Origin of the sequence: Exobacillus caeni (genome assembly GCF_005747095.1) — a bacterium.
GTDB classification, from domain to species: Bacteria; Bacillota; Bacilli; order Bacillales; family Guptibacillaceae; genus Exobacillus; species Exobacillus caeni.
The window spans coordinates 1-23,604 of the sequence record NZ_SWLG01000019.1 but is presented as its reverse complement, the minus strand read 5'-3'; the positions used below and the strand labels follow the sequence as shown (position 1 = coordinate 23,604).

Below are 23,604 nucleotides of genomic sequence, written 5' to 3'. Positions count from 1 at the left end.
TCTACAACTCCTCTTTAAACCATTCCGATGGAAGTTTCACACCGTATTGTTCAAGCTTTTCAGCACAATAAGGCCTGATACCAGTCGAAACAAACCTACCAGTTACTTTGCCATCCGGGGTTGTTCCCTCCTGATTAAATCGGAAAAGATCCTGCAGGACAATCGTCTCCCCTTCCATTCCGATTACTTCAGTTATATGCGTGATTTTTCGGCTTCCGTCTTTTAAACGCGATTGCTGGATAATCAGATCGACTGCCCCGGCAATTTGTTCCCTGATCGCTCTAACAGGAAGGTCCATGCCTGCCATCAAAACCATCGTTTCCAAACGTGAAAGCATGTCCCTCGGTGCATTGGAGTGACCTGTCGCAAGAGATCCGTCATGTCCAGTGTTCATCGCCTGTAGCATATCGAGGGCTTCGGCACTTCTTACCTCCCCGATGATGACACGGTCGGGGCGCATCCGTAACGAGTTTCGTACAAGGTCACGAATCGTCACGGCGCCTTTTCCCTCAATGTTCGGCGGGCGTGTTTCTAATGAGACGACATGATCCTGGGACAGTTGAAGTTCGGCTGCATCCTCGATCGTCACGATCCGCTCATCATCCGGAATAAAGCCTGATAAGATGTTTAACAATGTCGTTTTACCTGAGCCGGTCCCTCCGCTAATGAATACGTTTAATCTTGCTTTTACACAGCCATCCAGAAATTCAGCCATCCTTTGATCAAGTGTCCCGAACTTTACAAGATCATCTATCCGAAGCCGGTTCTGGGGAAACTTTCTGATCGTGATCGTCGGCCCTCCCAATGCAAGCGGAGGAATGATCGCATTTACCCTTGAGCCATCCGGCAATCTTGCATCTACCATCGGGCTGCTTTCATCGATACGCCTGCCTAACGGAGAAACGATCTTTTCGATCACCTGAAGGACATGGTTGTCATCGCGAAAATGGACATCGTTTTTAACGAGCTTTCCTTTTTTCTCAACATAAATCTGATACGGACCGTTAACCATTACTTCTGATACATCCGGATCAGCAAGAAGCGGTGTGATCGGACCGTACCCTGCAAGTTCATTTGTAACGCTGGAGAGAAGTTCCCTTTTCTTTTCATAGGACAACCTCTCAGATTCCGATTCGAAGAAAGGTTCTGCCAGATCCTTGATCAATATCTCTGTTTCCTCTTCGGCCAATCCCTGGTGCTTTTTCAACTCGTTGACAAGATGCTTTCTTAAACGAACTTTTACATCCGATTCAGGCTCAGCTTTTCTTATTTCCTTTTTGAGAGTCTTCTGTGAACCTCCAGCTGCTGAAACCGGCTTCTTTTCGGTATTTTTTTCATTTAAACGCTGTAATAATGACAAGTCCCATTACTCCTTATCTTGGAATTAACAATCTCTTTAGCGATTTTCTCTTTTTCACAAACTCCTCGGCAGAAAAGTGTGTGGAGCTACTCGGATCACTAAGCTTATTTGCAAGCGAGTAAATACTTTTAGCGATCGGCAGCCGTGCATGTGAAATAACAAAAGGGATGCCATGGTTCAAAGACGAAACAACGGTCTTATAATCAGAAGGAATACGCGAGAAAATCTTCCTGCTTATGATCGACTCCGCGATGGTTACTTTTAAACCCTCCATCTCTGTGTCCCTGTTTAAAATCACTTTGATTTTTTCGTTTAATCCGAGCAGCTTCAACGTATCGATCGCTGTACGGATGTTTTTCAATGTGGGAATGTCGAGGGATGCAACTAATAACACTTCATCCGAATGTTCAAGGCTTACGAGCACTGTATCCACAAGGGAAGGAGGGGTATCGACCAGGACAAAATCGTAATGCCGCCTCAACTGGTTGATCGCACTCATCACATGTTCCCCTGTGATCAGCTCCGCAAATTCGGGCAAAAGCGGTGCTGCGAGAATGTCGACACCTGAAGCATGGCTTGATATATATGGCCTGATGTCCCCGTTCGACTCTTCGTAAGACTCCTTCACCCAATCATAGATCGTTCGTTTGGGTTCCTTATCAAAAAGAATCATCACATCGCCGAACTGGAGGTCAAGGTCGATAATCGCCACTTTATGATCTCCTTTTGCAAGGGAAGCTGCGAGATTTACGGTGATTGTCGTCTTTCCGACCCCGCCTTTCGTACTGCAGATCGTCATCACCTTCCCCTGCTTTTCCTGTTCTTGATCGACTTGACTGCTCTTCAACTTCACGATGTCCTGTGCTTTCTCAATCGCAAGATCAAGTTCTTCTCCATCTATATCTGTCCCCAGTACATCGACCGCTCCCACATACATCGCGGTTTTCAAATCGATATTTTCACTCGGTAAGAGAAGGATGATCGACAGCATCGGGTAAGATGAGGAAAGCTCTCGGCAAACTTCATAGGCGTCATAGTCACTACTGTTTTCGATAAAAAGAACTGTTCCCTGCGTCTTGTTAAGCGATTCCTTCACATCATAGGGTGAGGTCAGCTGGTCGAGAGAGTAGCCCCGCTTGATGGCTGCCGTCTGTACCGTCTTCGTTAACTCATAGTTTTTCGATAGCATAATCCATCTCACTCTGAATCCACTCCTTTTGCAAGCTGTTCCTGGCTAACATGGGTATGAGGCACTTTCGAATGGTCTTCTTTTTCACGAAGCAACAGATGGATCGTTCCTGTGTTTGCTGCGAGTACAATGGCAGCCCCTTCGTTGGGCTTAATCTCAAGGGTCACGTTCTGGTAAGCAGAAGGGCTGGTACCATTGGCTCTACCATTCTTACTTTCTGTGGCTGCTGTGCCATCTGGTGTTTCTTCCGCTTTCGGGAGTTGCTGTGATGCCGGTCCTGCTGCAAGTACCCTCACATCCTGGAAAAGAATCTGGCTTGTACCTTTCCCATCCTGCTGTTTGTTCACATATACCACATCAACATGATCTTCAGGCTGTACATACCCTGCGACACCCTGAACTTCATCGACCATAATTGATACAGCTCTGCTTCCTTCTGTAATCGAAAGCTTCGAATCGTTTTGTTTCTCTGTTTCCTCTGGCTGATTGACTTCGGCGGATTCCTCCTGTTTTACCTGTTCGTCCCCTTCTTCACCTGATGGATAGATCGAGACGTATAAGAAAAGCGATGAAAACAACCCGAATGTAATCGCTAGCATCCATATGATCTTTTTATTCAAAACGTACACCCTTTACTGCGTTAATTTATAACCATATGTTCCATAATCGGTCTGATTTGCAGAAATCGACCCTGTTATTGCCTTTTGGATAAATCTTCCGACCACTTCTGCTCCTTCATTCGTGGATGTGACAGATTCCAGAAAAAAGGTTGCGAATCCCACTATTTGAACCTGTTTTACCTGGTTCGATTGTATAGCGACCGGTTTATAAACGGGAATAAGAACAACCCTTGAACAAACTGATGGATGATGATCGAATGTGCCAGAACAACCGCTGATCCTGTAGCTCACAGCGTCTCGGGTCGGCCCAGCAAGATTACCCGTTTGCGTGTCAAGCACTGTTCCAATTTCCAGCTCAAATCCATAGCCATTTTGCAGGTCAGTTTTATAATCTTTCGCTCCAGGGCCAGTGAGCGCCAGCGCACCGAAGTTACCTACCGTAGAGTCGCCTACTTTAAGTTTTACTACATCCCCATATATCAATTGCCTGCTTTCATCCACTCCAAGAGGGACAGCTCCTTCACCTGCTGTCAACGGCTGGATGCTTGCAGTAGCGGATGCTCTTAGCGTTGGGTTGGGAAAGCCGAGCGAATTGGCAAAAAACAATTCTACAGTCCGGCTGCCAACTGCCTGAACCGACCTGTCCTTCTCTCCGACCAGGATTTCTGCATTTTCTCCATTTAGGCCGTTTTGTGCCGCTGCATATTGTGCAGCATGCACTGCATCGTCTGGCCAGACCGGGAGTTCCTGTACGCCGGCCAACACAGCTGCATCCACCGCCTTTTGAAGCCTGCTTTTTTCAAGATATAGATTTCCTACATCGATCACCAGCGCCAAGAACCCCAGGAAGACAACCATCATTAAAGCTGCAAGGACAATGACAGAGCCACGTTCATCTCTATAAATTCTTTCCATCATTCCACCCTCATCACGGTTTTTGATTCGATTTTAAAAGGATTGGGGATGATTTCAGCCAATAATGGTGTTGAAACATCAACCGAGTAATCAAGTGTGACTGTTGCGTATTCTCCTCGTTTACGATTTGCCAGGTCAGGGGAAACAGATATAGAAAAGAGATCGGAGTCAAGGCTCGGTGCTGCCGTAAGTGCTGACTGTTTGATCTCTATGTCCGTTTTTCCGACACTCGCTTCCCGCGCCGCTTCTCTTCCCGCATGGTCAAGGACGAGATACGCATGAAAGATACGGCCGAAGTCGACGATTCCAAACACGATAAACATAAGGAGAACAATACTTAACGCAAGTTCAACTGTCGCCTGTCCTTTCTGCGATCTCAGTCCTGTTATTCTCACTGAATCCAGCCTCCGAACTGAACAATGAACGTTCCCAAGACGATGGCGACTCCATATGGAAATGCATGATGCAATTCTTTTTTGTCTACTATATCGAGGGTACGCAGCCTTGAAGCAAATAGGATCCTTTTGATAGAGTCCATTAATTGGCCTTGCTTTAACAAGATAAGTACTGCGATCAACCCGCCGATCATGGCCGTGTATAAAAAAGCGCTGAACACAAAAGCTGGGCCCTGAAGAGCACCGACTGCAGCAAGCAGTTTGACATCACCGGCACCCATTCCGCCCATGGCAAACGGAATGAACAACAGACCCAATCCTACTAAAAAGCCAAAAAAGCTAAATTGAAACCCACTAAAACCACCAGTCACAGAATGGTAGATTAACGCGAAGGCAATAGCGGGTAGGGTTACAATATTTAATATTCTTCGATCTTTTATATCCGTGAAAAATGAGATGAGTAAAATACTTATTAAAATGATGGTTGCCATTTCAAACTCCTTTATCATAGAGATAGCCCCACTTTCCAACTTCGATTAGAGAGTGAGGCCTGGTATATACTGCAATATAGCTACAGTCTTAGTATATGATTGATAAGTTCTATTACTATTAACCGTTAGTAGTTGAAGTACCTTGTAATTTAGAAATAATCTCATTAAACTTAGCAGAAATCGATCCGCCCATCGTTGTTAAAGCTACAACTGCTGCTAGCGCAACCAATCCAAGAATCAATCCGTATTCTGTCATCCCCTGGCCTTGTTCCTCTTTCACTAAACGACTAAAAATGTTTGTCAATTTAAATCGTCACCCTTTAATTTTTTAGTCGAACAACCGTAACTGTTGTCGCTAAAAGGATAATAGCACGGCTTTTTGGAAAAAGGTAGACTTTTTGGGATAAACTGTTATTTTCTACTAGACACTTTTATAATCACTGCCAAATCAGGGTATTTGCTACTATTTGAAGGTAGATAAAAGGGAGGAGTAACATGGAAGTCCTACATCAAAACACTACGAAAAAATTGCCGATCGAAATAGAAAAATACAATACTTTTTTCAAAAGGTTCAGAGGATTGATGTTGAAAAAGTCCTTACAAGTTGAAAAAGGGATCGCCATCACCCCCTGTAATTCCATCCATATGTTTTTCATGCGCTTTCCGATCGATGTTCTTTTTTTAGATAAGAGAGGGAAAGTATTAAAGATCGTTCCTCATTTAAAACCCTGGAGAATAGTTCCTCCTATAAAAAATGCACATACCGCAATTGAATTGCCTCAGGGAACAGCAGAACGATTTGGTGTTTATGAGGGAAATTATGTTTATTACTAAATTGGTGCCAGGCACCGGATATGGACAACTGTCCATTTTCGGTGCCTGGCACCTTCAGTAGCTCTACGGCTTCTCCACAATATCAAAGATCTCCCCCGATTCAAACAGGTCGACGACTTTGTTGAGCCAGGTGTAGTATTCCATGGCGTATTGCATTTTTTCCAGGTCTGCTTCTACGCTTTGCTTCTCCTCATCGTCTAGATCATTCCCTTCCATTGCCTCCCGCAATTCTGCAATGGAATCGTTCAATGCCTTCTGGTTCAGCTCGATTCCTTTTCGCCAGCGGATGCAGAAGAAGTCGGAAAAGGTTTTATACCAGTCATCATTGGTTTTATAAAGGTCTTTACGCTCGCCTTTTTTCCAGACTTTTTCGACCATCTGCAGCTCCATCAAGGATCTTACCCCGGTAGACATACTCGTTTTACTCATATGTAGCTTTTCTTTCATTTCATCGAGTGTCATCGGACCGTTTTCAAAAAACATTGTTCCGTACAATCTTCCAACAGAGGATGTAACACTGTATAAATCCATATTTTGTGCGATGGATTCGATCACTCGTTCTCTTGCTTGGTCAAGCTTATCCCTTTGGTCCATATTTTAAAAACCACCTGTAAAAATTTAGTCTTCTTCAGTTTAGGTATTCCAAATTCAAATGTAAAGGAGGTTTGGGAAGGTGGGTAGCATTTAGGAGTATTCGGGATGAAACTTAGGGATTATCTATGTAATGCGTACAGTTTTTTCTGTATAAACTGTTATAGCTTAATATGGCTCTTTTTCGGGTTTGTAGTAAGTTGTTCCTATTACATATAATTAAAAGGTCGTTTCAAGGACCTACTTTTGTACTTCCTTTTGTTTACATGAATGATATGAACGCTAAAGCATAGGAATTATTACATAGAACGACAATTAAAAACTTGAGGTGAAACTATGGCAAAAGCCAAAATCACAGTGAAAGATGCAACGAAAGTCTTTGGGAAATCTCCTAAGCAGGGAGTTAAGCTTTTAAATCAAGGAAAATCGAAAACTGAAATACTTGAAAAAACGGGAATGACCGTTGGGGTTAACAAAGCGAGCTTTGAAGTCTATCCTGGCGAAATCTTTGTTATTATGGGGCTCTCCGGTTCCGGTAAGTCCACGCTTGTAAGGTTGCTGAACCGCTTGATCGAGCCAACTGACGGTCAGGTATTGATTGATGATGAAGATATCGTCAAGATGAAGCCAGAACAACTAAGAGAAGTACGACGCAAGAAGCTAAGCATGGTGTTCCAGCGCTTTGCACTGTTCCCTCACAGAACTGTTTTACAAAATACAGAATACGGGCTAGAGGTGCAGAACGTTCCAAAACAAGAACGCGAGCAAAAAGCAATGGAATCATTAGAGCTTGTCGGGCTAAAAGGGTATGAACATAGCTATCCCGGCCAGTTGAGTGGCGGTATGCAGCAGCGTGTCGGACTGGCAAGAGCGCTTGCGAACGATCCTGACGTCCTTTTGATGGACGAAGCATTCAGTGCTCTTGATCCGCTTATCAGAAAAGATATGCAGGATGAACTTCTTGACCTTCAGGAAAAAATGGAAAAAACCATCGTGTTCATCACGCATGACCTTGATGAAGCGTTAAGAATCGGTGACCGCATCGCATTGATGAAGGATGGAAGCATCGTTCAAATCGGTACACCGGAAGAAATCATGACCAATCCGGCAAACGACTATGTAGAGCGTTTTGTTGAAGATGTTGATCTGTCGAAAGTATTGACTGCATCTCATGTGATGAAGCGTGCTGAGACATTGCGATTGGACCGTGGTCCTCGTGTTGCACTTCAATTAATGAAGGATAACGGCCTATCAAGCATCTACATTGTTGATAAGAAGAAACAATTGATCGGTGCAGTGACTGCACAGGATGCTGCTAAAGCGGTAGAAAACAAGCTTAATATGGAAGATATCTTGATCAAAGACCTTCCGGCTGTTGCAGAAGATACCCTTCTCACTGATATGTTTGTAAAAATGGCTGCCTCACCGCTTCCATTACCGGTGATAGATGAAAACGACCGTTTTAAAGGAATCATCGTTCGCGGTGCAGTGATCGGTGCATTGGCTGGAAACGAAACTAACAATACAAGTGAGGTGAGCTAAATGAAGATTTTTCCTGAAATTCCGTTAGCTGACTGGGTAGACAGCGGTGTTGATTACTTAACAGATAATTTCGGGCCGCTTTTTGATGCGATAACAGATGGAATCGACTGGTTTGTAGAAGGAATCGTTTCTATTCTTGCCTTTCCTCCAGCAATCGTTTTGATCCTAATTTTTGTTGCGCTTGCATGGTGGACCAGCCGCTGGCCAGTTGCTCTATTCACAGGTCTTGGATTGCTATTGATCAATAACTTAGGATACTGGGATCCGATGATCGAAACACTTGCCCTCGTTTTAACGTCAGTAATTATCTCGATCATTCTCGGTGTGCCGCTTGGAATCTGGGCTTCCCAGAGTGAAGGATTCCGAAGTTTTGTTACACCGATCCTGGACTTCATGCAGACGATGCCTGCATTTGTTTACCTGATTCCGGCAATACTATTCTTTGGGATCGGTATGGTGCCTGGTATCATTGCATCTGTAATTTTCGCGATGCCACCGACGATTCGTTTAACAAACCTTGGAATTCGCCAGGTCCCTGGAGACTTGATCGAAGCTTCGAATGCATTCGGATCTACGACATGGCAAAAACTTTTTAAAGTAGAGCTGCCGCTAGCAACTCCGACAATCATGGCTGGAATTAACCAGAGCATCATGCTTTCGCTTTCCATGGTTGTTATCGCATCACTAGTTGGTGCGCCTGGCCTTGGTGCAGACGTATACCGGGCGGTAACTCAGATTAAAGTTGGTATTGGTTTTGAAGCTGGTCTAGCGATCGTTATTTTAGCGATTATGCTTGACCGGATTTCTCAAAATATAGGTAAGACAAAACAAAACTAAGGGGGAATTAGATGTTTTTCAAAAAGAAAAATTTCTTAGTATTTACATTAGTCCTTGCTCTTTCACTAGTGCTTGCAGCTTGCGGCGGTAACAACGGCGGCAATAATGCAGGAAGTGAAGGCGGCGGTGAAGGATCTGACGCAGGAAGTGGTGAAGGTACAGCAGCTGTAGGCGAAGAACTTGACTACACAATTACAGGAATCGAGCCTGGTGCCGGAATCATGAGCGCAACAAATAAAGCACTTGAAGAATACGATAGCCTTAAAGGATGGACACTTCAAGAATCTTCTTCCGCAGCGATGGCAGCTGCTTTAGGAAAAGCGATCGATAAGGAAGAGCCTATCATCGTAACTGGCTGGACTCCACACTGGATGTTCGCGAAATATGACTTGAAATATCTTGAAGATCCAAAAGGTGTATATGGTGAGGCAGAAAACATCGAAACATTTGTACGTCAGGGACTAAAAGACGATGAGCCAAGTGCTTACACTGTTCTTGACCAGTTCCACTGGACTCCGGACGACATGGGTGCTGTAATGGTAAACATCCAGGATGGCGCGGACCCAGCTGAAGCAGCAGCAAAATGGGTTGAAGAAAACAGCGACAAAGTTGACGAGTGGACAAAAGGTGCTGAAGAAGTAGACGGTAATGAAGTGAACCTTGCATATGTTGCATGGGATTCTGAAATCGCAAGTACGAACGTAGTAGCAAAAGTACTTGAAAGCATCGGTTACAAAGTAAAACTAACTCAATTAGACGCTGGCCCAATGTTTGCCGCAATCGCGGAAGGCGACGCTGACGCAATGGTAGCTGGCTGGTTGCCGCTAACCCACGCTGATTACTTAGATCAGTACGGCGACAAAATGGAACGCCTTGGACCAAACCTTGAAGGTGCGAAAACTGGCCTTGTAGTACCAAGCTATGTTGAAGCAGATTCTATTGAGGACCTTCAGCCGGCTGAGTAATATTTATTGAAGAAACACACCAATTCGTATGAGTTGGTGTGTTTTTTTGGATGCTTTTCATTTATCTTCGAGTTTTTGATTATATCTGCGATTTATTTAATATATCTACGAATTTAAAAATATTATCTACGAAAATGCAATTTTATCTTCGAATTACTCAATATATCGATTATTCGACAAGAACAGTACAATTTCCATACAGTTTACCAGCCCGACCTGTTCATCTACAAGAAAAAGAACCTGCTTTATGCTGCAGATTCTCTTTCCGCTTCTCTATTTTCTTCCTTCAAGTCATTCAGTAAGTTATTTTTCCTGGTTATGTACATAAGATATTTTTCAGATGGCTCTGATACTCCTGCATCTTTAACAAACTTTCCGTAATACCAGATTTTAAAATTATAATAATGTAATAATAGCTTTTGCGTAAATAATAGAGAAGACTCTGGAGATGAGTCTATTGTTGTTTTCTTTTTCATTAGTATGAACTACTCTCCCATTTCTTTTTATAGTTCAATACTACCATAAATTAACATCGATACAAGTGGTTTTATATACAATCTTTTATCTTAAACTTGTTTAACCAGAAGAAAAGCCCCAGAGAAGGGGGCTTCTAATCATTATTCCTATTATCATTTGTGTCTGGATTAATTTCATCAGCTCCACGCTTAGTACCAGCATCTTCTTTCATCGTTCCGTCTTCATCCAGATCGCCTTCATACCTGCCGTTTTCATTCATATTGTCATCGTCTTCTTCATCGATGGTGCCATCACCTTCATTAATATTCTCTCCGTCATCAGGATTTTGTTGGATTTCAGAACCCGGGCGGTCAACAGGCCCTTCGTCATCTGCCTGACAACCGGCTAGCACACCAAAGGTTAAAAGAGCTAAAAACATTAACCAAATCATTTTCTTTGTCATTTGTGTTATCCTCCTTCAATAGAACTCATGTTGTTTCGAGTCCTATTTTTCCCGGGAGGATGATTTTTATCCAAAAAAGAGCAAATAACTTTGTCCATTCAATCATTCAAAAAAATTTGACTGATTAATTATTGCTTAAAATTGGAGAATATCCAATAAAACTCTTCTCCATTCTAAAGATATAATTTATGTTCCAGTTTAAAGCATATAACCACTCGCAATACTAGTGGTTTTTTCAGAATAATTGTTTACTCCCCTCTTAAAGATAAAGTAACTACTTTGGTAAATTTGCTAACTCTCTTTTTATATAAAAAGTACAGGCTTTTTAGGTAACATTGATTTTTTTCCGGCAAGTTCAACTCAATGTAAATATCCACTTTTGCAGGGAATAACCATTGATGTACTTCTTTTAGGCTATGTAAAAATGAATCATAACTTAAAAATTGATAGTCAATAAAATCCCAATATCGGTTCACCCTGCCTCTTTTCTTCTGTTTTGTAGGAAGCTTCATCATATTTTCTAAAATAGGGAACTCTCCATAAACAATAGACAAGGTACGGACCAGCCTTTTATAGGTTCCATGCCTTCTTGCATCTAAAAATAATTGAGGTATGTCCAATTGTTTGCCAAACTTATAAATCAATTGGATAATGTCTAAATAATATTTTGGTGAATCCAAATTATGCCTCCAGCCATGCAAGCAAATCATATAAAAAAGATATTGATTTGATAATCTCTTCACATATGTCCTTCCCGGTACCTCTCTAGAATCCTCCCAGAGCTCCTGAATTTTAAATCTTGAAGTTGCTGTTTTAACAACATTCCAGTGAATTTCGACAGTCAAAGGATTTGATGATCCAGGTATACATTTACTAAATGAACAGTGAAAATGTCCAGGTATGAATCTTTCAGCCTGATTGTATCCTAAAGATTCCACCAGCTTTATAGTCTTCTCAACTGACTCTCTTTTTACTAATACATCTATATCGGAAGTTCCTCTTGCCCCGAGATGCCCAAAATATTCTTGGGAAAAATACACTCCTTTAAGTGGAATCACTTCTATTTTCCCTTTCTCACATTCTTCCAGCAGCTTATCTGTCTGATTCTTTATAAAAAGGTTTTGAAACACAGTTTCCTCGTACTTTTGTTTTAACCTGACCTGAAAAAACAAAGGGGTTTTCTCAAGTTGTCCTTTTTCTTTTAACTTTTGGTAGACCTGAGAAGAAATAGAAGTGGCTTCTATTTCTTCAATAGCCTCGAGATAATAATCTCTGTTGCTCGGAAGCTTAGTATTTTTATCATACAATGAACTTAAAAGAGGAGTAAGCATTTTAGGCATTCCTTTCTATTAAATTATGCATTCAACACTTCCGCCTTTTTTTCTTCAAAAAATTGCATATCGTTTAATTGCTTATATAATCCGCCTTGTAATAGCAATTCTGCATGGCGGCCCATTTGGATTATCCTGCCTTCATCCATTACTACAATTAAGTCTGCCTTTTTTATAGTTGATAACCTATGGGCAATAATAATGGTTGTCCGCCCTTCCTTTAATAAGTCCAATGCGTTTTTTATATTTGATTCGGTTTTACTGTCAAGAGCAGAAGTCGCCTCGTCAAGCAGCAGTATGGGAGCATCTTTCAGAATGGCTCTCGCTATGGCAATACGTTGCTTTTGGCCCCCTGACAACTTTATGCCTCTCTCTCCTATTTCTGTGTCAAATCCTTCGGGAAGAGTCATAATAAAATTATAAATGTCAGCAGATTTGGCAGCTTTAATCATTTCCTTCTCTGTTACACCTGGACGGGCCAAAGAAAGATTATCCTTTACTGTACCGGCAAATAAGAATGTTTCCTGCGGTACATGGGCAATCATGCTTCTTAATTCACTAAGTGTATAATCATCCTTGGCCTTTCCATTTAGCAGAATAGTTCCTTTTTGAGCGAGGTAAAAACCTTGAAGCAAGTTCAATAAAGTTGACTTACCTGCACCACTTGGCCCAACGATAGCAACCATTTTTCCGGGTGGTATTTGCAAATCTATGTTTTCTAACACTAACTTATCTTTCTCATAGCAGAATGAGACTCCTTTAAATTCAATACCTGCAGATCTTTCCTTTATTGGAAAATGAGTTGGAAGAGCTGTTGAGTCTGTAGGAGCATCCAATACATTAATGACTCTTTCCAGTGCAGATACAGACCATTGAAACCCTGCCCACTGTCCTGCCAGGCCGGTGAGCGGATTTACCAAATGATGGACCAGGTTTACAAACGTCAACAATGCTCCAACCGAAATAATATTATGTGACACATAATATGCACCTAAGCATAAACTAACCAGATATGTAATTGAACTTACAAGCTGCCCGCCGGAACTAAACCAGCCTTGAAGCTTCGCATTCTGCATTTCCAGCTCATAGAGCTTTTGATTTTTCTTTTTATAATCCATGTATACCTGCTTTTCCAGCGTAAACGACCTAATCACTGGCAACCCTTGCAATGTCTCTGTTAATAGATTACTAATACTTCCAATAAGGTGATGAATTAACCGGCTGTTATTGCGCAGCAACCACCCAAATAAGGCCCCGGCTACTAAAGCTATTGGAGCAACCGCAATGCTGAACAACGACAACTCCCAGTTAATATTAACTAAATAAATGAACACAGCTATATAAATAATAGGGAGACGAATCAAATTAATAAGACTTCTACCTATCAAACCGTCTACACTATGAATGTCATTGGAAAAATGGGATAATAGATCCCCAGATCGACTAGTGGAATACTTTGAAGTGGGCAATCTTAATATATGGTGAAATAAGTGGTTCTTGAGATCCCTTTTCAAGCCAGTTCTTGTTTTTGTCTCCATTAGGATATCAAGAAAATTGGAGGAAATACTTAGAACTACTAATATGATTCCAATCGGAACCAATTGTTTCAATTTTTCAAAATCACTCTGAACCGCTGCATCCGTCATACTTCCAAAAAACCATGCAAAAGCTATAGTCAACGCTATATCCAGACCAAGCAAAACGAGCATAATAAGGTAGGACTTACGTTCTTTCAACATGAATGGCAACAATAAGGAATATACTTTTTTGATATCCTTTATATATACATACTGCTTGATATCATGCATGAAAGGAAAAAAAATTTGTTTAAGCATTATAACAGCTCCAAAGGTTTAAAATTGCAGTTTTCTCTTTCTGTTTAGATACAGTCTGAGCCAGTATGAAATAATCGGAAACCAAATAATCAGTCTACTCCAAGCATGAACTACTAGATTGGCTGAAGAAAATTTGATCTGGTTTCGTTTAACTAAAGCGAGTTTCCCAATGATATTTTCCTCAAAAATAGGCTCATCGAACCCCAAGTTTGTATCACCTTTAAAAAGAAAATAACATTTGTCAATGGTAAGTTTCTTATGCATCAATCGATGGGCCACCAGACGCCCCTCACTGGTTAAAAATAAAATGATATCACCTCTTTGGAATTCTGAAGGATCACACCTTCTAAATGTGCATATATCCCCTTTCTTTATCAAAGGAAACATACTAGTACCCTCTGCAGGCAGATCAATCTCATCATACTTTTTAAGGACCTTTGTTATTAGAGCAACTGAATCACTGTTATTTTGCATGCTTCACCAATCCATAATCAATTAGTTGATTTAAAAACTTTTCTATATCTTCAACTTCTACTTCTTCATTATCTAGTATGTAATTTTCTTTGATTTTAGCCACAATGACCTGGACTGATTTTGGCTCGTGCAGCAAAGACCAGCAAAACCCGCCTACTTCATTTAACTTCGTGATCATAAAACTATCCGTATTCAGGACAACCCACTCATCATCTAATTGAGATGTTTCATAATCGCTTGTATGAACATATCGATTCATTAGGAAATCAGCTCCCAAAATGTATTGTTTTTTTGAAAGTGGAGATTGTCCACAGGAATTGTCTCCACTAATTTAGTTAAGAGTTGAAAGATCCTTTTAGCTTCCTCTGGGGTATGGCACCAATAAAAAACTTTATCAGTCAGTTCCATAATAGCCTGTGCTTTTGTTAAACTAATTCTTTCATTTGTCAGCGATTGATTTAATAAATGTATATACCCAAGTTGACATGGGACTTCCTCTTTAGTAGATTCCAGCTCACTTCGAAATGGGGAATCATAAACAGATATCTTATCTTCATCAACTTTTACAATTGTAGCCTCATCCGCCAAAAGATCTCTGGGTTTTGAGAGCTTCGCTGCGGTCGACTTACCTGCACCGGAATTACCAGCAAAAATGTGCGCTTTTCCATTTTCTATGACACAAGAAGAATGAATTAACAAACCCCAGTTATAATGCAAAATGAAAGAACTGTAGAGATTCATAAGAGCGTGTTTGAGTGCCAGTTCATCATGGGCTGAAATTTTGGCTGTTTTGTAATCTTGTTCTACTTCTATTAGATAGTCGGCCCTCTGATACATGGTTTTCCAATTATCGGAATATATTTTTACGTTATTGTTTGTAAAAGGAGAACCGTATCCTCCTTCTATATTAAGGAACAGGTCTATATCCCCAACTTCATCATATAAAAAAGCTCTATATTTATCCCTTAAGACTCCTAGAAGTTCACTTCTCTTTCCATTAATTTTTATAACATGGTCCGCTATCTTAATTTGAAACCTTTCCATTATAAAATCTCCTTGTGTCACTTTTGACTATTTAATAAATTATTTGTTGGGGTGTGGCTTTTTAGGAACATATGGCTCATGTGGATATTTGTCTCCATCACTGTTGCCATCATCTCCTGAAACTGGACCATGCCCTTTATTCCAGCTTTGTGACGTCTCAAAGGTTATTGGCTGATGATTTAAAATCTCAGGCGCTTTGTAGGCTGATTTTTTCATTATTCTACCTCCTTTGGTTTAATATAACGAACATTATGTTCAAAAAGTATTCTGTCCCCTTTTCTATCTCTAAACCTTTCTTAAGAGTATTTTAATACACTTAACGTTCTTTTTAAAGAACAAACTTTCGACAATGTTCTTTAAAAGGGCACCCCTGTCTGTTTTTCTAACAAGTTACTAAACATGCTTTGTTTTTCTCTCGCCAGTTGATAATAGGAACCTGATTGAACAACTTCTCCTTTATCCAACACTATCACTTGATCTGCATTTCGAATGGTTGATAAACGATGTGCAATTACTATAATTGTCATCTTTCCTTTTAGTTGATCAATTGCTTTTTGTATTTTGGCTTCGTTTTCACTATCTAGTGCACTTGTGGCTTCGTCTAATACCAAAATGGATGGTCTCCTTAATATAGCTCTTGCAAGTACAATTCGTTGTCTTTCTCCCCCGGAAAGTCTTACTCCTCTATCACCTATAAGTGTTTCTAATCCTTGCGGTAATTTCCTAACAAACTCTGCAGCCGATGAGAATTCTAAGGCTTCCCATATTTCTGTATCGGTTGCATCTGGATTAATTAAGTGCAAGTTCTCCCTTAATGTAGAATTAAAAAGAAACGGATCTTGTGGTACATAGCTAACAGACTTTCTTAGCGAAATCAAATTCTCTTTAGTCAGTGGTATACAGTCTATTAGTACCTCTCCTACTTCTGGTCTGTTTAATCCCATTAACAAGTCAACAAGAGTGCTTTTTCCTGCACCAGATGGTCCTACTATAGCTGTCATTTGATTGGCTGGTATATTTATGCTTATATCTTTAAGTGCATATCGTTTTTCATTTAGATTATAGCGAAACGAAACATTTCTACTTTCAATCCCATATTTTATTTCTGTTGACACAACCTTGGAATAGACTTCCTCATTAAATTCTCTAGCTAGTGAGCTCTCGTTTTGAATATCAAGGAGAACTTTAAAAGAAGGTACTACAGCACCCAGTTGCTCCAAATTAGATTGAATACCACTAAACCTGGGCCAAAGTCTTGCAAAGATCATTAAAATCAGCATTAGTTGTGCAGGTTGGGCCTGAAACATTTTTATTGAATAAAACACAAATATTGCAATTAAAAAAGCTGAAACTAATTTAAACAAGAGTTTTGAGGTAGTTTTTAATTTAATTATTTTCAAAACGTTTTGATCAACTTCATCACTTACCTTTTGAAACCATGTGACATGTAAGTTTTCTAGTGAATTACTTTTAATATCTTTAATGCCATTAAAATGATCTGTAATTCCAGCAAGTAAGGTGCGAGAAAGTTCATAAGTCTCCGTTCCTAATTTGGTGGATTTTTGTATAAAAGATCTAGAAAGGAAAATTAGACTGATCCCCAAAATTAAAACAGAGATGGTCATCTGAGGAGATAACCAGAATGCGATTGATATCTGGATAGTTGTAAATACTAGTGCAGACATAAATTGCAAAAACATTTGCACACCTCCACTTACACGTCCAATTTCTGTAATCATAATGTTAATTAAGTCTGATTTTCGTTTCCCTATAAAGAATCCCCAGTCGGCTTGCAGAAAGCTTGTATAGGTTTTTTCTTTTAAATACCTTGTAAACCCCTGTTGAATTCTTGCACCAGTAATAATTTGTCTTTTTTGGAATAAGCTTTGTCCAATGATTATTAGGACATATAAACTTAATATGATCAACAAGCTTATGGTTTCAGGAATTCCTATAAAAAGATTTGACAGCCATGTAAGTAAGGGATGACCAGTAGCTTCAAATTTAATAATTCCCGTTAAAGTTATCAAAGGAATCACAAGAAATATTCCTGCACTCTCAAGTAAACTTATAAACATCATTGCTATAAGATTAAAGTATAATTTCTTTCCAGCGAAAAAATGAATCTGTTTTGTAAAATATAAAATATGGTTCATTTATATGCCCCCTAAGGTAATGCAAATTTCCGAGTCTTTCTCCATAACCATAAGATTGGACGCAAAGGAAAATATAAAAAGTGAAATTTTTTCGGTAAGGGAAGTGTTTGTGCATCTTCAGGAAATGGATGTAATAGACTTAATAGATAGATTACTTTTTGATTAAAGGACATTAATGAAAACAAATGGCGACTATGATATAACGCAACATCATTAGGCACAGGGTTATTATGTAGATTCACCATTCTCTCCAAATAGTAAATAGCTTCTTGTGCTAGTCGTTCTGATTTTCTTTTAGAAACTATATAGTCCAAATCCTTGTTCACTCTAGTATCTAATAACTGTGAAGAAAGGTTTAATGCTTGTCCTAACAAATGTGAATTATGGTGATCTTTTGATAAAGTTAATAACTTATTAGAATTTACTTCTTGTTCAGTTATATAGTGAATATCCATCAACCAACGTAATCTCGACCATCCATGTCTTGCACCATGAGATACAAGAAATAAAAGTAAATCTTCTATTCCAAGGTAGTATACTGTTTGGCTATTTAATTGGAACTTACGTTTTCTTTTCCATAACTCCTCAAAAGAAGGTTCTTTTCCAGGACCGGGGTTTAAACGCCAATGTATTTCTAATTTTGTTTTCAAGACGGGGTGGAAGTAAGTAACATGATGATGTCTCCATTTCCAGTCAGCTAATACTGTTTCTATATAGTCATCCATTTTAAAACCCTGTTCTGTGAGGAGTTGGTCAACTTTTTCTAACTTATGAATCGGAACAAGTACATCTAAATCCCCGCATGTTCGAAGTGACAAATTTCCATAAAGCTCAAAAGCCAGCACGGGACCTTTTAATATTATACAGGGGATATTATTTTCAGAACACAGTTTGCTAAGCTGTTCCATTTGGGAAGTTAAATGAAGCATGTGCAAAGTATTTTTCTTAAATGCTATTTCTAAGGTTTGAAGAACAGGACAAGGTATATCCTCTATATCGGATTTTGTTAGTTTTGTATACAATAAAGGATAAACTCGATGGTGAAGTGCAAGCTTACAGAATTTATCCCAGTCTATGTCAATAAACATATCCTTTTTCACTGTTTGACTTTTTCCAAGGATCCCTAAAATTAGTTTTAACTCTTTTGGAATTGCAGACACATTTAGACTGGCATTATTGAGCATGTTCTTCTCTCCTGCTAACTTTTATTCTTTTTGCAAATGTTCCAACCACTTTAAACCTATCCATACCCTCAGAACCTGTAATATAATAGGGGCCGCTCCTTAACCAGGCATGTGCAATCATCTTCCCTGCCTCATCCTTTCCTGTCCCCAAGTATAAAGTACTTTCTATATAACGCCTTTCTAACATTTTTAAACAAGCTATGGCCTTTACAAGACACTTACTTTCCCAAGGTGTATGATGACTCATTATACTAATAATTTGAGAGATCTCTTTTATTGTTCTTACATCAACTACACTATAATCAGCATCAAACGTGGTTTCTTTATTCTCTAATCCTACATAGCTAAGTGCCTTATTGAATGGCAAACTTTTAATTACCCTTGCGTACCCCAAATAAAAAAAAGCTTCTATTAATAGAAATTTTGTTTTGTTGTTCATCAGAACAAATAATTTTAAAAGTTTATAATATCTCACAACAAAAACCTACTTACTTTTTTTAATTAGATCTTGTTCTAACAACTCTTCTAAAAAGGAGAGGACTTGACCCTCACATTCCTCTTGATTCACTTCATATTGAATTACCAGATTTTCGACAATTGCATTAACTTCTATTGGATTTATAATCATGTCCCAAATATCTCCACCCGTTTCCCCTAAGTTGTAGTACTTGCCGTTTTTTATACTTAGCATGACCTTTTCTCCGGCCATATCACTGCAAATATTCCCTTCAGTTTGCGAGATAACATCGTATTGAGTAATCTTTTCAAATGTTTTCACTTTTTGCATTCTCCCTTTCGACAGTCTTTAAAATGATCGAGACTAATTCGTTTGCAGTAAACTTAGAAACTGGACGACATAACTGATACATCTTTAGGTTATTCAAAATATAGGTTGAGGTATTGAAATGCCAATCTATACGGTTTAATCCTGAGATAAATAAATTTCTGTAAGTGTGATTAAACAATTTGGATAATTGTTCCAGAACATTGACTGGTTTAATAGCTACATCCTGTTCTTCCGTTTTCACAAGTTCAAAAATACCTGCAAGTGGTAAAGGATTTTTTACGAAAGTATCTGATATAGGAACATAATATTTGGTTTGTCTTCCATATACCGTTTTATAATTTTCAGAGGCTACTCCAAATTTATTCAGGGTTTCCTTCCATAGCTTTTGCCGAGGATACGACGGAATGACAAATGGTAAATTATCCTGTGAGAGTGAAACAGCTATAACATCATCCGTTAATATTTGAAAATTGTGATGTATAAATGTAGAAGCTAGAGTTGACTTTCCAGCACCTGAATCTCCAATAATAGCATATGCTTTTCCATTTATTGCAATAGCGCTTCCGTGTAAGGGAAGGATATTTCTCTGCATTAATACGGCTCCCATACAAGTTCCTAAAATAATCATTTGAGCTATATCTTCTTTATAATCATAGAGTGGACAAACGGTTATTTTTTTACCGCTTTCTATTAAAAAGATAGCTATTTCATCTAATTTAAATAGAACCGTATCTTCTTTTAGGATGAAACCAACCTTTCCTCCACCTAAACACTTCCACATCGCTTTTAAATCGTCTATTATAATTTCTACATCTATTAAAAAGTTAAGATTATTTTCTATAAACAATTCTGGTAAAAGCAGTTCACTTTTAACAGTTAAACCAAAAGCTTTGTAGATCCATTCTTTCTCCGTTAATATCATCTTTTTCACTCCATGTATCCTCAAGATTACTTAAGACAAAGACAGCCCTTATTCATTTGAATAAATAAGGGCTTTTTAATGTAAAAATTATTAACTCATCATTGCTTCAGTCATCTCGCCATCACCATCATGGTCTACTGGATTAGAGATGTGCTCTGTCCAGGCTCCATCATGATTATTACCTTCCATGTTCCACATTGTCATTTTTACATCTAGTGCCTCTAGTTTTGGTGCATTCCATACTTTTTTCATCTATATCACCTCCTTTAGTAAAAATTTTTAATAAAACGATATAACACTAAACTTTGATTTAGAACACGATAATGGGGGTCAGAAATTAACTCTCTATTTGGATCATGTGCCCCTTTATGTAATGCAAATTTTAACGTGTCATAATTGAAGTATTTTAATATCTCCTTATCCAAACTTAACTGTTTAATTTCTTCCATAAATTGATCCCAATGTGGAATTATTCTATGTACCCAATCTGCAGCTTGTATACCACGAATTTTTTGATTCAACCTAATTTGATCTGGCAATATATTTTCAGTTGATCTACGTATTAGAGCTCGGTCCATTCCATTTTGGACATATTGATTTTCTGGAATTGAAAGGCAGTATCTTACAACTCTTATATCATTAGTAGGGTCACGCTTCCATAGAGAATGCTGTAAGGAAAGCTTAGCGTAGAGCGTGTTACCAGCATTCCATGGACAAATGTCATCATAAATCATTCTTCTTTGCGAAAAAAAGTCATTTCCAGTAAACCAACCAGATTCATCTATTCCAAAATCCCTTAACTTTTCATAAACTCTTGTACTCTCTGCAAATTCTTGATTAATCAATGTAGGTTTCTTACTTGTTGGTTTTGAGAGTACTTTATTCATAAAAGGAAAAGCCATGCTTGCGATATATGGTATATTCCTAAACCTTGCTCCGCCTACATTTCTACTAAACAGATTTAATTCATGAGTAAGTTTTATCCATTTTAATTTCCTTAAGAGTACTGAATAATAATAAGGTGCGTTTCCCCATGAAATCGTTAAATTTCCGTTATCTCCGTTTAGTAATACTCCAATATTTTCAGATCCAGCCTTTTCAAAGATTCCTTTTAACCAAAAGGAATTCTCAAAAAATTTATAGGGCATTTCATTAATTTTCAACATTGAATCTACTTCCGAGTAAGAATCAATACCATCAAAATGGTAATAGTGATCTGAAATCCCTCCAACATAATCGACTGTTTTCTTTATAAAGGGAGTCTCGTTAGGCATGAGTCTTTTAGGCGTATAATCTACAAAATCACTTGGTGGTAAATAACTAAAAGTATGTAGCAATTTATTCTGTTTCTTTAGCTCGTTTGCAGCAAATCCAACAACAGCACCAGAATCTAAACCTCCACTAAGTTGTGAACCAATATTTTTATAAGTACGTAATCTTGAGTTTATGGCGCTTTGAAATACTTCCTGAAAAGCTTCAACATATTCTTCATTAGATTTATAACGAATCTGTTCTCCTGAATAAAAACGCCCGTATTTTTTTTGCCTTAGTTTATTCTTAGAAACAACGACTGAATGAAATGGGGGAATCTGATATATGTTTAGATATGGTGTTATGTGTGCATCAACAGTATCAATCATTCCTGAGATAGCTATATACTCAGCTAACCATTTTTCATTTAATTGTTTTTTTATTGTAGGTAAAGATAGCAGTGGTTCTATCGTTGTGCAAAAGGTAAATGTAGAGTCATTACTGTAATAATATAGAGTACGATACCCAGATGGATCCCTGGCCCCAAATAGTTTTTGTTCTCTCTCGTCCCAAATCATAAATGCAAAATCACCAATCAAATACTTTGGACAATCTTCCCCCCACTTATAGTAGGCTAATAGAATGAGAAGACTATCAGGAATTACTTTTTGATCTTCTCGATTCACTTGTAAAGCCGCGAACAATTCCTCTCGGTTGTCTATAATAGCATCAGCAGTAATGGTACATTTCCTTTCATTATCATGAAACGGTAAAATCTCTCCTATAGACTCAGGTGTTATCCATTGGGCATGACATCCTAAGAATACATTATCTCGGTACCAAGTCTGGATATCGTCTGAAGGGAATCTTTCTAGAGATTTCATTAATATATGCTTCTCATCTGAAGAAACATGCTCATCATTTAGATGATATATTCCTGCAATAGCACTCATTGTTTCCTCCTATTACGAAAAGAGATATTCATTATAAAGAACAAAATGATAAAAAAAACGATATCTTATTTATTTCACCTTAAACACAAACTAAATATTTCTTAGTAGAATCTAAGGTGAGTAAAGTAATTATTTAGATTGTCTCTCTTTGAACTTTTAGAGATTCCGTTCTTTAATAAGAACAATATCATATTTTTTTATTATTATCAATAGCATCTTTCTTATAATTTTTCACGTTATTCAAGGGAGATTATCCAATGAACTATCGATTTATTGATTTAAAGTTTTTCCTCATGAGAATTACCTAATCGATGTGTTATTTCTGTCATCAATTTACCTACTCTAGAACTTCTCTTATCAATATATGTTCTTTTAACAATCCACCATATTAATAAGATTCCTATCATATCTTTCACTAAGTCCTCAAACGAGGTAGATCTAAATGGTACAAAATGTTGATGAATTTCATCCAATGCTGCATAACTGATTGAGAATAACAAAGCCAGGTAATTCTGCGCTCTAGTTAAAGGTTTTATACTAATTAATGCAATAATTAATAAGCAGTACAATAAACCGAATTCAAAAAGATGAGCAAGTTCAAGGCACATTCCTAATATAAGAAGAATCTCCATAGGAATCCGACCTGAAAGACTGTATACCGATTCAGGATTAAAGCGGCTTGACTGTATCCATATAAATACCATATAAACTATTGGCAGGATCCTTATTAATATTCGGCCTATTGCCACTCTCATAGAAACATCATCCTTCATTAAATTCATAAAAGACACGCGTGATCTCAACACGGGCCAGGGCTGTTATTTCGAAAACAATTTATTTTCTTTATTTAAATCTTTCTCTTTAAGATGTAGTACAGATCCATAAAGTTTATTCTTCTCAACAGTATAAGCTGGAGCTGTCAACACCGGTTAGATATTCCCTATTTTCAGCGGAAACAAATTCCCTAATTCACCGAACAATAGTTGGCTGTATGCCAGCTTTTTTCTTT

The 23,604-nt window shown here is 38.5% G+C and carries 28 protein-coding genes; 4 read left to right on the top strand and 24 right to left on the bottom strand.

Annotation, left to right across the window (positions count from 1 at the left end; genetic code table 11):
* Position 1 precedes the first annotated feature (1 nt).
* The 7 genes from FCL54_RS19700 to FCL54_RS19670 all read right to left on the bottom strand — a co-directional run bounded on the left by FCL54_RS19700 (position 2) and on the right by FCL54_RS19670 (position 5,274).
* On the bottom strand, positions 2-1,360 hold the full coding sequence (locus tag FCL54_RS19700) for a TadA family conjugal transfer-associated ATPase (RefSeq protein WP_138128658.1): 1,359 nt from the start codon (positions 1,358-1,360) through the stop codon (positions 2-4).
* Between the two features lie 13 nt (positions 1,361-1,373).
* Positions 1,374-2,561 (bottom strand): CpaE/TadZ family protein, encoded by a 1,188-nt coding sequence (locus FCL54_RS19695; protein WP_138128656.1) that lies wholly within the window; start codon positions 2,559-2,561, stop codon positions 1,374-1,376.
* Complete coding sequence (gene cpaB, locus FCL54_RS19690) at positions 2,558-3,169, bottom strand: Flp pilus assembly protein CpaB (RefSeq protein ID WP_138128654.1); 612 nt, start codon at positions 3,167-3,169, stop codon at positions 2,558-2,560. The genes FCL54_RS19695 and cpaB overlap by 4 nt, the downstream gene beginning before the upstream one ends.
* Positions 3,170-3,181: 12 nt before the next feature.
* A complete protein-coding gene (locus tag FCL54_RS19685; protein WP_171016940.1) occupies positions 3,182-4,084 on the bottom strand; it encodes a pilus assembly protein TadG-related protein in 903 nt (300 codons plus the stop codon).
* On the bottom strand, positions 4,084-4,479 hold the full coding sequence (locus FCL54_RS19680) for a TadE/TadG family type IV pilus assembly protein (RefSeq protein ID WP_138128650.1): 396 nt from the start codon (positions 4,477-4,479) through the stop codon (positions 4,084-4,086). Before FCL54_RS19680 ends, FCL54_RS19685 begins: the two co-directional genes overlap by 1 nt.
* Positions 4,476-4,970 (bottom strand): A24 family peptidase, encoded by a 495-nt coding sequence (locus tag FCL54_RS19675; RefSeq protein ID WP_138128648.1) that lies wholly within the window; start codon positions 4,968-4,970, stop codon positions 4,476-4,478. Before FCL54_RS19675 ends, FCL54_RS19680 begins: the two co-directional genes overlap by 4 nt.
* 118 nt (positions 4,971-5,088) lie before the next feature.
* Entirely contained in the window at positions 5,089-5,274 is a 186-nt protein-coding gene (locus tag FCL54_RS19670) for a Flp family type IVb pilin (RefSeq protein ID WP_138128646.1), read from the bottom strand.
* 191 nt (positions 5,275-5,465) lie between these two features.
* Here FCL54_RS19670 and FCL54_RS19665 point away from each other — a divergent pair, with 191 nt between their 5' ends.
* Positions 5,466-5,804: a DUF192 domain-containing protein gene (locus tag FCL54_RS19665; RefSeq protein ID WP_138128644.1), complete on the top strand. Its 339-nt coding sequence runs from the start codon at positions 5,466-5,468 to the stop codon at positions 5,802-5,804.
* A gap of 63 nt (positions 5,805-5,867) precedes the next feature.
* Here the strand turns inward: FCL54_RS19665 and FCL54_RS19660 are convergent, their stop codons facing one another.
* Positions 5,868-6,398 carry a GbsR/MarR family transcriptional regulator gene (locus tag FCL54_RS19660; RefSeq protein ID WP_138128642.1) on the bottom strand — a complete coding sequence of 177 codons (531 nt, stop codon included), beginning with the start codon at positions 6,396-6,398 and terminating at the stop codon, positions 5,868-5,870.
* Between the two features lie 333 nt (positions 6,399-6,731).
* Between FCL54_RS19660 and proV the strand changes: the two genes are divergently transcribed.
* The 3 genes from proV to FCL54_RS19645 are packed head-to-tail and all read left to right on the top strand — an operon-like array spanning position 6,732 to position 9,739.
* Positions 6,732-7,937 carry a glycine betaine/L-proline ABC transporter ATP-binding protein ProV gene (proV, locus tag FCL54_RS19655; protein ID WP_138128640.1) on the top strand — a complete coding sequence of 402 codons (1,206 nt, stop codon included), beginning with the start codon at positions 6,732-6,734 and terminating at the stop codon, positions 7,935-7,937.
* Positions 7,938-8,774, top strand: coding sequence for a choline ABC transporter permease subunit (choW, locus tag FCL54_RS19650; protein ID WP_138128638.1), 837 nt, complete (start codon positions 7,938-7,940; stop codon positions 8,772-8,774).
* A gap of 11 nt (positions 8,775-8,785) precedes the next feature.
* Positions 8,786-9,739, top strand: coding sequence for a glycine betaine ABC transporter substrate-binding protein (locus tag FCL54_RS19645; RefSeq protein WP_138128636.1), 954 nt, complete (start codon positions 8,786-8,788; stop codon positions 9,737-9,739).
* A 245-nt stretch (positions 9,740-9,984) separates the two neighbouring features.
* Here the strand turns inward: FCL54_RS19645 and FCL54_RS19640 are convergent, their stop codons facing one another.
* From FCL54_RS19640 to FCL54_RS19570, 16 genes are all read right to left on the bottom strand, one after another.
* Positions 9,985-10,215 carry a hypothetical protein gene (locus FCL54_RS19640; protein WP_138128634.1) on the bottom strand — a complete coding sequence of 77 codons (231 nt, stop codon included), beginning with the start codon at positions 10,213-10,215 and terminating at the stop codon, positions 9,985-9,987.
* A 134-nt stretch (positions 10,216-10,349) separates the two neighbouring features.
* Positions 10,350-10,658, bottom strand: coding sequence for a hypothetical protein (locus FCL54_RS19635; protein WP_138128632.1), 309 nt, complete (start codon positions 10,656-10,658; stop codon positions 10,350-10,352).
* A gap of 248 nt (positions 10,659-10,906) precedes the next feature.
* Positions 10,907-11,965, bottom strand: a complete 1,059-nt coding sequence (locus FCL54_RS19630; protein ID WP_171016939.1) for a nucleotidyltransferase family protein — start codon at positions 11,963-11,965, stop codon at positions 10,907-10,909.
* 47 nt (positions 11,966-12,012) lie between these two features.
* Positions 12,013-13,824: an ABC transporter ATP-binding protein gene (locus FCL54_RS19625; protein ID WP_138128629.1), complete on the bottom strand. Its 1,812-nt coding sequence runs from the start codon at positions 13,822-13,824 to the stop codon at positions 12,013-12,015.
* Between the two features lie 18 nt (positions 13,825-13,842).
* The gene (locus tag FCL54_RS19620) at positions 13,843-14,298 is read right to left on the bottom strand and encodes a signal peptidase I (RefSeq protein ID WP_138128628.1); all 456 of its coding nucleotides are present in this window, start codon (positions 14,296-14,298) and stop codon (positions 13,843-13,845) included.
* Positions 14,288-14,557 (bottom strand): PqqD family protein, encoded by a 270-nt coding sequence (locus tag FCL54_RS19615; RefSeq protein ID WP_138128627.1) that lies wholly within the window; start codon positions 14,555-14,557, stop codon positions 14,288-14,290. The genes FCL54_RS19620 and FCL54_RS19615 overlap by 11 nt, the downstream gene beginning before the upstream one ends.
* On the bottom strand, positions 14,557-15,342 hold the full coding sequence (locus tag FCL54_RS19610) for a hypothetical protein (RefSeq protein ID WP_138128626.1): 786 nt from the start codon (positions 15,340-15,342) through the stop codon (positions 14,557-14,559). The genes FCL54_RS19615 and FCL54_RS19610 overlap by 1 nt, the downstream gene beginning before the upstream one ends.
* A 39-nt stretch (positions 15,343-15,381) precedes the next feature.
* Complete coding sequence (locus FCL54_RS24150) at positions 15,382-15,558, bottom strand: hypothetical protein (RefSeq protein ID WP_171016938.1); 177 nt, start codon at positions 15,556-15,558, stop codon at positions 15,382-15,384.
* Between the two features lie 140 nt (positions 15,559-15,698).
* Positions 15,699-17,498 carry an ABC transporter ATP-binding protein gene (locus tag FCL54_RS19605; RefSeq protein ID WP_138128625.1) on the bottom strand — a complete coding sequence of 600 codons (1,800 nt, stop codon included), beginning with the start codon at positions 17,496-17,498 and terminating at the stop codon, positions 15,699-15,701.
* Between the two features lie 11 nt (positions 17,499-17,509).
* A complete protein-coding gene (locus tag FCL54_RS19600; protein WP_138128624.1) occupies positions 17,510-18,682 on the bottom strand; it encodes a nucleotidyltransferase domain-containing protein in 1,173 nt (390 codons plus the stop codon).
* The gene (locus FCL54_RS19595) at positions 18,672-19,121 is read right to left on the bottom strand and encodes a lasso peptide biosynthesis B2 protein (RefSeq protein ID WP_138128623.1); all 450 of its coding nucleotides are present in this window, start codon (positions 19,119-19,121) and stop codon (positions 18,672-18,674) included. The genes FCL54_RS19600 and FCL54_RS19595 overlap by 11 nt, the downstream gene beginning before the upstream one ends.
* A 45-nt stretch (positions 19,122-19,166) precedes the next feature.
* Positions 19,167-19,460: a lasso peptide biosynthesis PqqD family chaperone gene (locus FCL54_RS19590; protein WP_246055356.1), complete on the bottom strand. Its 294-nt coding sequence runs from the start codon at positions 19,458-19,460 to the stop codon at positions 19,167-19,169.
* Positions 19,447-20,391 (bottom strand): phosphoenolpyruvate carboxykinase (ATP), encoded by a 945-nt coding sequence (locus FCL54_RS19585; RefSeq protein WP_138128708.1) that lies wholly within the window; start codon positions 20,389-20,391, stop codon positions 19,447-19,449. The genes FCL54_RS19590 and FCL54_RS19585 overlap by 14 nt, the downstream gene beginning before the upstream one ends.
* Before the next feature lie 90 nt (positions 20,392-20,481).
* The gene (locus FCL54_RS19580) at positions 20,482-20,643 is read right to left on the bottom strand and encodes a paeninodin family lasso peptide (RefSeq protein ID WP_138128621.1); all 162 of its coding nucleotides are present in this window, start codon (positions 20,641-20,643) and stop codon (positions 20,482-20,484) included.
* Positions 20,644-20,657: 14 nt separating this feature from the next.
* Entirely contained in the window at positions 20,658-22,595 is a 1,938-nt protein-coding gene (locus FCL54_RS19575; RefSeq protein WP_138128620.1) for an asparagine synthase-related protein, read from the bottom strand.
* Between the two features lie 278 nt (positions 22,596-22,873).
* Positions 22,874-23,350 (bottom strand): VanZ family protein, encoded by a 477-nt coding sequence (locus tag FCL54_RS19570; RefSeq protein ID WP_171016936.1) that lies wholly within the window; start codon positions 23,348-23,350, stop codon positions 22,874-22,876.
* Between the last annotated feature and the right edge of the window lie 254 nt (positions 23,351-23,604).